Origin of the sequence: Stenotrophomonas sp. SI-NJAU-1, from assembly GCF_020883215.1 — a bacterium.
Lineage (GTDB): Bacteria > Pseudomonadota > Gammaproteobacteria > Xanthomonadales > Xanthomonadaceae > Stenotrophomonas > Stenotrophomonas indicatrix.
On the sequence record NZ_CP086598.1, the window covers coordinates 675,626 to 688,602 of the forward strand.

Here is a 12,977-nt window from a genome sequence, read left to right on the forward strand (position 1 = left end):
CGGGAGCGCCCCATGTCCCTGGCCGAATTCGCCCTCATCGACCGCATCCGCGCCCGCACCGTCGAGCGCGACGACATCGTGCTCGGCATCGGCGATGACGCCGCGCTGCTGCAGCCGCGCCCGAACGAGCAACTGGTGGTCACCGCCGACACGCTCAACAGCGGCGTGCATTTCCCGGCCGAGACCCCGGCGTTCGACATCGGCTGGAAGACGCTGGCCGTCAACCTGTCCGACCTGGCGGCGATGGGCGCGCGCCCGGCCTGGTGCACGCTGGCGCTGTCGCTGCCCGAGGCCAGCGAAGACTGGATCGATGCCTTCGCCGATGGCTTTTTCGCCCTGGCCGACCAGCACGACATCGCCCTGATCGGCGGTGACACCACGCGTGGCCCGCTGTCGCTGTCGGTGACCGCGATGGGCCAGGTATCCCGCGGCCAGGCCCTGCGTCGTGATCGCGCACAGATTGGCGATGACATCTGGGTCAGCGGCACCCTCGGCGATGCTGCCGGTGCCCTGCGCCTGTGGCAGCAGGGCGCATTGAACGTCACCGCCGCCACCCTGCTGGCCGACTACGAAACCCTGCGCCTGCGTCTGCTGCGTCCCACCCCGCGCGTCACCCTGGGCCTGCGCCTGCGTGCATTCGCGCATGCCGCCGTGGACATCTCCGATGGCCTGCTGGCCGACCTGGGCCACATCGCCGCACGCAGCGGTGTGCGCGCCGAAGTCGACGCCGATGCATTGCCGATGTCGTCGGCACTGCGCGAACTGCTCGGCCGTGATGGCGCCCGTGACTGCGCGCTGCACGGCGGCGACGACTACGAACTGTGCTTCACCGCCGCCGCCGACCAGCGCGACGCGCTGCACTACGTGGCCGAATCGCTGGACGTGCCGATCACCCGCATCGGCCGCATCATGGAAGGGCAGGGCGTGCACACCGAAGGCCACGACGGCCCGAGCGGATACGAGCATTTCGCCTGACACACGAGAACGCCGGGCATGGCCCGGCGCTACCGCGTTGTCCTGGTGGGTGCCAACCTTGGTTGGCACGCCGTCTCGTCCTGCATATGGCCTTGCGGCCATGCCAACCAAGGTTGGCAGCTACCAAGGGCAGGGCCGGCGCGTGCGGCAGCCCTGCTTACGCCACCCGCAACTGCACATCCACATACTCGGCCAGCCCACGGCAGGCCAGCAGCAAGCCTTCGCGCACGTCATCGCCCACCTGCTGGTCGGCATCGCCGTCCACGCGTACGCGTTCGATGGCGTGCAGCAGTTCCAGCAGCAAGGTCAGCCCGGCATTGGCGCGGTCGATGCGTGCCATCGCGAAGCCAAAGCACTGCTTGCGTCCTTTGTCCGGCCACGGCTGGCCATCGGCGGCGTCCACGTGGCGGATGCGCTGCAGGCAGCCGAGCAGGGTGATGCCTTCGTCGGCGTGGGTGCGCATCGTGCTGCCCAACGTGGTTTCCAGTGCTTTGGCCAGGTCATCCGGCAAGCGTTCGACGGCGTCGCCCAGTGTGGCGAACAGATAGGGATAGAGCGAAGAAGTCATGGCGGCGTCCTTGAGTGAGGAGCAAGGGGCCGCCCCCGCGCTGGGCGAGGGCGGCGGACGGTGCGTGGTTGCAATACCGGTGGCAAAAGCGCGAAACGCCGGCGGGTACGAGACCCCCACGCACCGCCCGCCATAGGGCACGGACGGATTGCCTGCCGACGCCGCCCAACAAGGAAAGAGCGACGCCGACAGGCAAGCGTAAACAACGCCTTTGCCAAACGGGATTGCAAGCCCGTGCCACCCGTTGTCGGTGGCGCGCCATGATGTGCACGCAGATGCTGCTATACCAATCAGAAAAGTTTCAATTTCGAAAACATTGCGGACGCATATCGAACGCGCTGCGCGAAGCCGGAGCACGCCTGCGCGTGCCAGTTGCGACATCTGTTGTGGCGCCGAGCGCATGCTCGGCTCATCGCGATCCGACCGAAGAGCAGCCGAGCATGCTCGGCGCTACAGAAAGCAGAAAGCAGAACGGCGCCGGATCTCTCCGGCGCCGTTCGTGTTTACATCACCACTTGTAAGCAACGCTCAGGTTCGCCGTCGCTTCGCGATAGCCGCTGTCACCGCGCATCACGCCAAACCCGCCCCACGCACTGAACCCGGAACGGAAGTCCACGCGCGCACCCGCACTCAGTTCATAGCGGTTGCGCGGGATGCCGGCCTTCAGCACTTCGTCGTCGAAGGCGATGCCATTACCGGCACCATCGCGGTACCAGTTGGCGGCCAGATACGGGCTGACCGAGGCACCCACCGCCGAGCGCGATGCACCCTGCAGGCGCAGGCCGGCACGACCGGACAGGCCGCTGTTGCCCGCTGCACGCACCACGGTGCCGTTGGCTTCGGTATGCACGTCGGTCTTTGCATCGGTGTAGACCAGCTGCAGTTCCGGCTGCAGGCTCAGCGCCGTGCTGCCGATCTGGCCGATGTTGAAGCGATAACCCGCTTCCAGCGAGCTTTGCCAGATGTCCGAGTCGTAACGCTCCTCGCCCAGGCCTTCACCCTGCACGCGGTTGCGGAACTGGCCGCGCTGCACGCTGGCGTCCACATACAGCGCATCAGTGCTCCAGTTGCCGTAGACGCCCAGTGAGCCGCCTTCCACCTTGCCGCGTGCGCTGTAGCCGGTCACGTCCGAGCGCGAGGTGGCGCTGCTGCGTGCAGCGGTACCCATCACACCGACGCGGCCACGGCCGTTGTCGAACACGCCGATGTCCGCACCCAGCTGCAGTCGCGAGCGGTCCACGCGCAGGTCCAGCTGGTCATCCACCGCACCGAGCTTGCTCTGCGTGGCGTCCACCCGGGCCCAGCCGCGAATACCATCCGCCGCTGCGGCGCCGCCCTGGCGGTCGCGCCAGGTGTGGCGCAGCAGCTGGTCCAGCGCGAACTGGTTGGCCAGGTACGCGCCGGCTTCCGGGCGCAGTACCGGCGGCGGCGGATCCACCGGGTCCACCGGATCGATCGGCGTGCACTCGGGCAGGGTGGGATCGACCACGCACGGGTCCGGGCCGGCGCCGGTCTGCGAACGCAGGTACCAGTTGCCGTTGGCGTCCTTCACCAGGAAGTACTCGTACTGCCCGCCCACGGCACGGCCGACCAGATCGAACTGCGCGTTGGACGCACCACCGATGTCGATCAGCTCGATGCCGCGGTCGGTCTTCGCACCGGCACCGCCGGCATTGAGCACACGCACGTTGGCCTGGCCGTTGGCGTCGCCGGCGATCACCAGCTTGTCGGTCAGCGAGCTGTCATCGCCCAGGTGCGTGTTGAACAGCAGGGTGCCGCCCGTGCCGTCGAAGCTGTCGACGGTAAGGGTATTGAAGGTGCTGGCATTGCCCAGTGCCACGGTGCCGGTGCTGCCCAACGCGAGGTGGCCGAGGTTGCTGTCGCCGGTCATCAGCCAGGTGCTGTCGCTGTCGATGCTGGCGCTGGTGACGTTGATGAAGCGGCCGTCGATCTGCGCCTTGTTGCGGAGGCTGACGTCCAGGCTGCCATCGACCGTGGCGGCGTCGAAGCTGACATTGCCCGCAAGCCGCGCATCATCCACGTTGAACGTTACGTGGCTGGCACCGGGTGTGGCGCTGCCGCTGCGGGAATCGACCTGCAGCAGATTGCCGTTGCCCGCAATCAGCTGCGCACCGTTTGCCACGGTGATGTCAAAGTCGGCCGCTTCGGCGGCGGCCACACGGATCGCGGCGCCGCGGCCAGATGAGATCGTAGAGCCATCAACCACCAACTGCAGGGTGTCTGGCGTGCGGAACGTGCCCATCATTAGTACGCCCACGTTGTCCGCGTCGATGCGCGATCCGTTGACGATGCTTACCTTGCCATTCTGCATGCGCACGCCCAGCCCACTGGCAATGTCGCTGCCGGTGGCGGTGTCTTCCACGCGCATATAGGTAGAGTCGATGATGGCCGATGCACCGGGCAGCGGCGGGCCGGCCGGCGTGCCACCCATCGAGAGGCCGATGCTGAGTGCTTCAGTGGGTGACAGACCATCTTCAGCGGTCACCAGCACACGATTTCCGATCATGTGCGCCATTGAGGCTCCGCTGACGAGGACGCCACCGCCGCGGAGCGTGCTTCCCTCGGACTGAAACAAGGCCGTGCCGTAAAGTGCCACGGCGTGCTGATGTATGCCGCTGCGGCTGATCGTGGCGCGGAAGGCGTTGATTTGGGAGGTATCGGCGCTGATGGTCTGCGTCTCAGCGTCCTGCACGCCCAGAAATGCGTCGTTCTTCAACGTCCACTCCTCGACGGCATCGCCCGGGTGCACGGAGGCGAAAGCTCCGTCCAGGTCACCTGCAAACGCCGCCGTTGAAGGGGCCAGAGCCAGTGCGGCCAACAAGCCATGGACCAGTGGCAGCAGCTTGGGTTGGGAAATGCTGTAGCGATGACGCATGGGTAGGTCCTCATGGCAGAAGTGGATTGCAGGGCCCGATTGACGCGGGCGGCGGCCGAGGCGGCGATTGAGTCCCGCATCGTGCGCAAGTGCGCCTGCGCCGAATTCGCCCATCCATTCGTTCACGTAAGCGCTTTTTTTGGGGCGTTCATGTGAAGCGGCTGGGATGAGCTGAATTCGCCGGTTCATGTCTTGATCGGCACGAATTCTGGGCGGGACGCTGGCTTCAGCCCATGCAATTTGTTGTAAAGGCTGGATTAGGCTGCTGATCGGGTTGGGCACTGTTCATCGCAGGCGACGCGGGCCCGAGAAGCTGCGGTGCAACAGATCCGCTCGGCGCTACAGAAAGCAGAACGGCGGCGGATCTCTCCGGCGCCGTTCGTGCTCACATCACCACGTGTAGGCCACGCTCAGGTTCGCCGTCGCTTCGCGATACCCGCTGTCACCGCGCATCACCCCGAACCCGCCCCAGGCACTGAAACCGGAACGGAATTCCACGCGCGCACCCGCGCTCAGTTCATAGCGGTTGCGCGGGATGCCGGCCTTCAGAACTTCATCGTCGAAGGCGATGCCATTACCGGCACCATCGCGGTACCAGTTGGCCGCCAGATACGGGCTGACCGAGGCGCCCACCGCCGAGCGCGATTCACCCTGCAGGCGCAGGCCGGCACGACCGGACAGGCCGCTGTTGCCCGCTGCACGCACCACGGTGCCGTTGGTTTCGGTATGCACGTCGGTCTTTGCATCGGTGTACACCAGCTGCAGTTCCGGCTGCAGGCTAAGCGCGGTGCTGCCGATCTGGCCGATGTTGAAGCGGTAACCGGCTTCCACGGACGACTGCCAGATATCCGAGTCGTAACGCTCCTCGGCCAGGCCTTCACCCTGCACGCGGTTGCGGAACTGGCCGCGCTGCACGCTGGCGTCCACATACAGCGCATCGGTGCTCCAGTTGCCGTACACGCCCAGTGCGCCACCTTCCACCTTGCCGCGTGCGCTGTAGCCGGTCAGGTCCGAGCGCGAGGTAGCGCGGGACTGTGCAATGGTGCCCATCACGCCGACGCGGCCATGGTCGTTGTCGAACACGCCCACGTCCGCACCCAGCTGCAGGCGCGAGCGATCCACGCGCAGGTCGAGCTGGTCATCCACCGCACCGAGCTTGCTCTGCGTAGCGTCAACACGGGCCCAGCCGCGCACGCCGTCGGTGGCGCCGGTGCTGCCGCCCCGGCGGTCGCGCCAGCCGTGGCGCAGCAACTGGTCCAGCGCGAACTGATTGGCCAGGTACGCGCCGGCTTCCGGGCGCAGCACCGGCGGCGGCGGATCAATCGGATCCACCGGGTCCACCGGATCGATCGGCGTGCACTCGGGCAGGGTGGGATCGACCACGCACGGGTCCGGGCCGGCACCGGTCTGCGAGCGCAGGTACCAGTTGCCGTTGGCATCCTTCACCAGGAAGTACTCGTATTGCCCGCCCACTGCACGGCCGACAAGGTCGAACTGCGCGTTGGACGCACCGCCGATATCGATCAGCTCGATGCCGCGGTCGGTCTTCGCACCGGCACCGCCGGCATTGAGCACGCGCACGTTGGCCTGGCCATTGGCATCGCCGTTGATGACCAGCTTGTCGGTGGCCGAGCTGTCATCTTCCAGGTGGGTGTTGAACAGCAGGGTGCCGCCCGAGCCGTCGAAGCTGTCGACAGTAAGGGTATTGAAGGTGCTGGCATTGCCCAGTGCCACGGTGCCGGTGCTGCCCAGCGCGAGGTGGCCGACGTTGCTGTCGCCGGTCATCAGCCAGGTGCTGTCGCCATCAATGCTGGCGCTGGTGACGTTGATGAAGCGACCGTCGATCTGCGCCTTGTTGCGGAGGGCGACATTGATCGTAGCTGCTGTCGCCGTGGTCGAATCGAGCGTGATGTTGCCTACCAGGCGGGAATCGTCCACGTTGAAGTTGACGTCGGTACGCGTGTTGACCGGGCGCATGTCGTTCCCTACCAGTAGCAGGTTGCCATCGCCGCCACCGAGCTGGCCGCCATTGACCACATTGATGTCGTACGTGCTCTGGGAACCTGCATTGACCCGGATCGCAGCGCCGCGGTGTCCGATCAGCACGGAGTGGTCCACGGTCAAGGCAATCCGCTGTGCCGGGTTCGACTCGGCCCACAGGAAGGCGCCCACGTTTTCGCCCGAGACAACGGAGTCGTTGACAATGTCCATGCTGCCAGCCATCAGGCGCACGCCGAGGCCGCTGAAGCGGAGTTGCCACCCGGGCAAGGTTCCTACATCAATGCGGGTGGAATCGATCAGCGCATATGCATTGTCTGATGGAGCACCTGAGGCGGTGCTGGAAATATCGACGCCGATCGAGTGAGGGAAAGAAAGGTCGAAGGGGTCGATGTAGATCCGGCTGTCATACAGCCGGGCCGAGGCGCCGTTCGGCTGAAGGTGGATGCCGCCATAGAATGAGGAGCTACGGGAAAGCAGTGAGCTGGCGCCCTGCAGAAAGACCGCGCGTTCGGCATGGCCGGTTGCAACCACCGATGTGTCTTCAAGCTCGATGACCGACGTGTCGCTAGCGGTCAGGGTCCAGATGCGGGTGCTGAGAGCGGTGAGCGATGAGCCGTTGACCAGTGTCCAGTGTTCAAAGGGCGCGCTGGCGTCGATTTCGACCGTCTGTCCATCCAGATCGGCCGCGTAGGCAACCGCTGCCGGCAACGTGGCCAGCGCCAACAGCAGCGACTGTGCCAGCGGGCGTCGTGTGGGCAGGCATCGGATAAAAGAGCGGGTCATGATGGGTCCTTTTGCTGGAGAGCGGCTGGGGACACGTCAACGGTCGACAACACCCTTTTCAGGCAGGCGGATATGACCACCACGCCGTGATGATTGCGTGAATCAGTGGGTGAGTTGCGAAAGGCTATGTCCGAAATGGCCTCCAGTCTCCGGCATGGAATGGGGTGTTCCCATGCAATTAGTTGCAAAGCGGTATTGACCGTCCATCCCGGGAAAGCAGCCGTTCAGTAGGGCGCACGGCCGAGCCGGCGTCTAGGGGGCGATGTTTGCAACGCATTCGATGGTGTCGCGTGCAGCGTGCACCGAGCATGGCCGCCTGTTTTCCAGGAGATATGCCATGTTCGTTCTGCTTCCCCGTCGCCATGCCTTGGCATCGGCGCTGGGTCTGGCGTTTGCGTCCGCCGCGCCGGCACTTGCGCAGCAGGTCATTGCCGATGGAGATGAAAAGACGCCAGCGGCAGGCGATTACGCCACGACAGAGCCGGTGGTGCCGGGTGATCCCGCGGGTTACGTGTTCCTTGCCCTCAACGGGGGAAGCATCGTTCCAACCGGACCGGTCAACCTGACCACCGAGGGGCAGCGTGCCGCCGCCGCACGCGCCGAAGGCATCGCCAGTCGCATCGAACTTCAGCAGGGCAGCGTGACCACCACCGGCTACGGTGCAGCAGGTCTGTCTGCTGCCAGCGGCGGACAGGTGCATGCCATCGGAACCCGTATCCAGACCCAGGGCACGGCGGCCAACGGTGCTGAAGCACTCGACGGCCACGTGGTTCTGGATCGCGCTCATATCACCACGACCGGTGGCCTGTCGCATGGTGTGTTCGTGCAGGATGGAAGCGCGCGCGTGGTCGACAGTGTGATCGAGGTCAATGCCGGCCAGTCCAATGGTCTGGAAGTGCGCGGCGGCAGCCTCAGCGCAGAGCGGACCCGGATCGAGGTGGGCGGCGGCGCGCATGGGCTCTGGGTGCAGGATGGCGGCGACGTTCACCTGCGATCGGTGCAGATCAACGGCGTGGGCGCCGGCGCCAGCGGGGTGCTGGCGGGCGTGGGAAACGTCGTACTGGAGGATGTGGACATCGATCTCACTCACGAGCGCTCGGGGGCGGGCCTGTCCATCGGCGGCACGGTTGAAATGCGTGGGGGCAGTGTCCATGCACGTGGCAGCAATGCCAGTGCGGTCAGTTTCGCAACCAGCGGCGGCAAGTTGTCGCTCGATGGCGTTGCGCTGTCTGGTCATTACGGTATCAACATGACCGCGGGTTCCGAACTGACGATGCGCAACAGCCGTCTTGACAGTACTGCGATGGGCATCGACATCAACCAGCGTGACGGCGTGGCGAAGGTGGCGGGTTCGTCCATTACCACTCGCAATGGCGTGGGCATTCGGCTGATGAGCGACGGGCAGCTCGACGTGGAGGGCTCGGAGATCACTGCCGACGGTACTTACTGGCAGGCGATTTCGGTACTGGGTGGCACCGCACGGATCGCCAGCAGCCGATTGCGCACCCTCGGCCAGAACGGCCATGGCCTGTATGCCGAGGGCGGCGCCAGCGCTCGCCCGGTGGCGTCTGCCAGCGCAACCGACATCCTGACCGAAGGCGCCGGCGCCATCGGTGCCATCGCGCGCCTGGGCGGTACCGTGCACCTGGCCGACAGCGTGGTGCGCACCACCGGCGTCAACTCGCACGGCGTGTTGTCCGGTGGGGTCGGCGAAATGACGCTGACCAACACCCACGTTCGTACCGAAGGCGAAGGCGCATGGGCAGCAGTGATCAATGACAACGGCCGCATGCGCATCGATGGTGGCTCGTTGGTCAGCGCGCAGCACGGTGGTGTGTGGCTGCGCAGCAGCCGTGACCCGGGCCTGACCCTGTCCAACGGCGCGCTGGTATCCGCTGGCAACGGCATTGGCCTGGCACTGGATGCGGCGGTGGCAGGACGCTTCGACGTCGTGCTGGAGGAGCATTCGCAGTTGGTGGGCGACATCGTCATCACACCCGAGGATGAGGACGCCGGGCTGGTGCCGCAGTCCGATGTGCACGTGCGCGTGGCTGGCGGCTCGTTGTGGCAGGGAGCGTCGGATCTGGTGCAGACCATGACGATCGAACGCGCCAGCCAATGGACACTGGGCGCTGATGCCACCGTGGGCGAACTGCGCGTGCTCGACAGCGGGCTGGCATTGTCCGACGGCAGCGGTCGCTTCAACACGCTTACCGTGGGCGGTGACCTGCACAGCGAAGGTGCCACGTTCCTGTTCCAGGGCGCGCTGGCCGGTGATGACAGCGCGATGGATCAGCTGCATGTGCAGGGGGATACCTCGGGTGATGCAAGCATCGTGGTCAGGAACATCGGTGGTGTGGGTGCACCTACGGTGGATGGCATCCGGTTGATCGAAGTGGACGGTGCATCACTGGCGCGCTACGCGCTGGCCGGCCGTGCGGTGGGCGGCTCGTACGAGTACTTCCTGTTCCAGGGCGGCCTGGCCGATCCGTCGGATGGCAACTGGTACCTGCGTTCGCAGTGGTTCGATGTGTGCCAGGACGATCCGGCGGCGCCGGGTTGTGCGGTTGATCCAGGCCCGGGCCCGGGTGAGGGCGGGGATGGTGGCGAGGGCGTGGGGCCGGTGGACCCGATCCGGCCGCCGCCGGTGCTGCGCCCGGAGGCCGGCGCCTACCTGGCCAATCAGTCGGCCACCATCAGCATGTTCGCCCACCGCATGCATGATCGCACCGGCGCCCTCGGCAGCGAGCGCACTGCGTGGGCGCGCACAGGTCGCAGCAACGCAGATTTCACCGCCGTCGGTGGCCAGCTGTCGGTGGACGGCAATACGTCGGTACTGCAGATCGGCAGTGATCTGCTGCGTCGGGGCAACGCCGCCTTCGGGGTGATGCTGGGTAGCGGCCGTGCCGACAACCGGGTCGTTTCGGATCTGACCGGCTACAGCGCTACCGGCCGCGTGCGTGGCACTGCGCTGGGTGTTTATGGCACCTGGTTGCAGGATGGCGAGGGCACTCACGGCGCCTACGTGGATGCGAACGTGCAGTACGGCCGTTTCGACAACCGGGTGCAGGGCGTGGGCCTGGAGCCAGAGCAGTACGATTCGCGCACGACCGGCGCGTCGCTGGAGGCCGGTTACACCTTCAATGTGTGGCAGGGGGAATCGAGCCAGCTGTACCTGCAGCCGCAGCTGCAGTTGTCGTACGCGGATTTCCGCGCCGACCGTCATGTGGAGCACAACGGCACGGTGATTGATCGTGCCGATGCCGGCGGACTGAACGGACGCGTGGGCGTGCGCGTGTTCGGTGGAGGCACTGCGGCGGGCAGTGTGGTGCAGCCGTACATGGGCGTGGACTGGCTGCGTGGCAGCGGCACCAGCGCGTTGCAGTTCAACGGTGACACGCTGGGTGCGGAGGTACCGCGCAACCGCTATGAGGTACAGGCCGGCGCCGAGCTGAAGCTGGGCCAGCGCTGGGGCGCATGGGGCGGCATGACCGTGCAACGCGGCGATCACGGCTACCGCAACGTGGGCGGCCAGGTGGGCCTGCGCATGGCCTGGTAACCCACGACGCCGGAGTCAGAGCCCATTGCATGGCAATGGGCTCTGACCCCAGGCGATCTGGCTGCAGAACCGCCGAGCATGGCTCGGCTCTATCATCGTGCTGAGTTGGGATCGGACATGAACGATGTCCACGTCTGTCGCGATTGTCCATTGAATGACTGCGCCAGCGCTGGCCATGCTGCCCGATCGCTCGCTGACGGTCGCTCGCATGCTTCACCCCGAACGCTCCCACAACGCTGCCATCGATGGCCTGCGTGCACTGGCCGTGCTGGCCGTCATCGTCTTCCATGCGAACGCGGCGTGGCTGCCCGGTGGTTTCACCGGGGTGGACCTGTTCTTCGTGGTCTCCGGCTTCGTGATCAGCCAGTCGCTGGCATCGCGTGCAGGCATGCCATTGGGAGCGCTGCTGCTCGATTTCTACCGGCGCCGCGTGCTGCGCCTGTTGCCGGCGCTGCTGGTGATGCTGATGGCCACCTTCGTGCTGTCGGCGCTGTTCATTCCCCGCGCCTGGCGCAACGAGCAGTTCGACCAGACCGGCTGGGCGGCGCTGGTGGGTTTCAGCAACGTGGTACTGGCCGGCCAGCAGGATGACTACTTCTCGCCCGGCGCGGAACTCAATCCGTTCCTGCACACCTGGACACTGGGCGTGGAGGAGCAGTTCTACCTGGTGTTCCCGCTGCTGTTCTTCGTGTGGTTGCGCGGCCGCGACCGCTGGCCGTGGTCGCGTGTGCTGTTGCCGGCGCTCACGGTGCTGTCGCTGGCGTGGGCGGCCTGGCAGGCGCAGACGGCCCCGGCGGCGGCGTTCTACCTGCTGCCGTCGCGGTTCTGGGAACTGGCGGCCGGTGCACTGTTGTACCAGTGGATGAGCACGCGCGGCCCTGGCAAGCGCGAGGATGCGCTCGCACTGCCCGGCCTGGCGCTGCTGCTGGCGGGCGTACTTGTCGCGCCGCAACTGGCGATGCCGGTGCCGGGTGTGCTGGCGACAGTGGTCGGTACTCTGCTGCTGTTGGCGGCGGTAGCGGGGCATGGCCAATCGCGGGTCGGCCGCGCCCTGGGCTGGGCACCGCTGTCGTACCTGGGGCGCCTGTCGTATTCGCTGTACCTGTGGCATTGGCCACTGCTGGTGCTGCTGCGCTGGACCTACGGGCTGCAGGGCGCTGCGCTGTGGCTGTATCCGGTACTGCTGCTGGCCGTGTCGGCCGCGTCCTACCATTGCGTGGAACGTCCGCTGCGCAGCGCGCTGCCGCTGTTGCGGCTGGCGCCGGCGAAGGTGCTGGCGATGGCGCTGCCGGTGGTGGCGCTGTGCGGCGCCGGCGCCTGGGCGACGGTGGAGTACCACGAGCAGATCTCGCTCAGCGTCACCCGTGATGGCTACGCATGGCAGGCGCGTCGCTACCCGGCGTGGCGACCGCTGGGACCGGTGAGCGCACCTGCCCTCGAAGGGCGACGCCTGTTTGTTGTCGGCGACTCGCATGCGGCGGCCTACCGCACGATGACCAGCATGGTCGCGCGGCAGACCGGGATGGAGATCCGCCAGGAGGATCGCGGCGGCTGCAGCTTCGTCAATCTGCTGCGGGCCAGCCCGGCCGACTGCCAGGACTTCATCGAGGACAGCCTGTCGGCCATCGAACGCGACGCGCGCCCGGGTGACATCGTGTTGCTGGCGGCGCTGCGCATGCCGGAGCTGCGAGGGTTCGATTGGCAGCACAAGGATGAGCAGGACGTCTACCGGCAATTGCTGGCCGAACGCACGCCCGCGCATGCGCAAGCGGCACGTGATGAAGCCGAGCGTGTGCTGGGCCGCCTGCAGCGGTTGGGCGTGCACATGGTCATCGATGCACCGCTGCCGCTGTTCAAGACCGGGGCCTATCGCTGCTCGGACTGGTTCAACCGTAGCAATCCGGCGTGCGCCGGTGGCCTGAGCATGTCGCGCGCGGATCTGCAGATGCTGCGTGCACCGCAGATGGCACTGCTGGCCGAGCTGGCCGCGCGTTACCCGTCATTGACCGTGTGGGATCCGCTGCCGCTGCTGTGCGGGCCTGATACCTGCTCGGCGGTGCAGGACGGTGAACCGCTGTTCTTCGACAACGATCACCTGAGCGGGCATGGCAACCGGGTTCTGCTGCCCAGCTTCCGGCAGCTGCTGATTGATCTTGCCGACGATGGCGCTACAGGCGCACCTCCACCAGCGTAAT

Annotated in this window: 6 protein-coding genes; 3 read left to right on the forward strand and 3 right to left on the reverse strand. The window is 66.3% G+C overall.

The genetic code is table 11. From position 1 onward, the window contains the following. The first annotated feature begins 12 nt into the window (after positions 1 to 12). A complete protein-coding gene (gene thiL, locus LMF57_RS02975; protein WP_051562411.1) occupies positions 13 to 975 on the forward strand; it encodes a thiamine-phosphate kinase in 963 nt (320 codons plus the stop codon). Positions 976 to 1,132: 157 nt separating this feature from the next. Here the strand turns inward: thiL and LMF57_RS02980 are convergent, their stop codons facing one another. The 3 genes from LMF57_RS02980 to LMF57_RS02990 all read right to left on the reverse strand — a co-directional run bounded on the left by LMF57_RS02980 (position 1,133) and on the right by LMF57_RS02990 (position 7,223). Then, a complete protein-coding gene (locus LMF57_RS02980; protein ID WP_229290758.1) occupies positions 1,133 to 1,543 on the reverse strand; it encodes a hypothetical protein in 411 nt (136 codons plus the stop codon). Positions 1,544 to 2,051: 508 nt separating this feature from the next. Next, positions 2,052 to 4,439 (reverse strand): autotransporter outer membrane beta-barrel domain-containing protein, encoded by a 2,388-nt coding sequence (locus tag LMF57_RS02985; RefSeq protein ID WP_229290760.1) that lies wholly within the window; start codon positions 4,437 to 4,439, stop codon positions 2,052 to 2,054. Between the two features lie 390 nt (positions 4,440 to 4,829). Beyond that, positions 4,830 to 7,223, reverse strand: coding sequence for an autotransporter outer membrane beta-barrel domain-containing protein (locus tag LMF57_RS02990; protein WP_229290763.1), 2,394 nt, complete (start codon positions 7,221 to 7,223; stop codon positions 4,830 to 4,832). A gap of 337 nt (positions 7,224 to 7,560) precedes the next feature. On the opposite strand from LMF57_RS02990, the gene LMF57_RS02995 reads away from it, so the two are divergent. Next, positions 7,561 to 10,782, forward strand: coding sequence for an autotransporter outer membrane beta-barrel domain-containing protein (locus tag LMF57_RS02995; RefSeq protein ID WP_229290764.1), 3,222 nt, complete (start codon positions 7,561 to 7,563; stop codon positions 10,780 to 10,782). Between the two features lie 154 nt (positions 10,783 to 10,936). Beyond that, on the forward strand, positions 10,937 to 12,976 hold the full coding sequence (locus tag LMF57_RS03000; protein ID WP_229290766.1) for an acyltransferase family protein: 2,040 nt from the start codon (positions 10,937 to 10,939) through the stop codon (positions 12,974 to 12,976). Position 12,977: the final 1 nt, after the last annotated feature.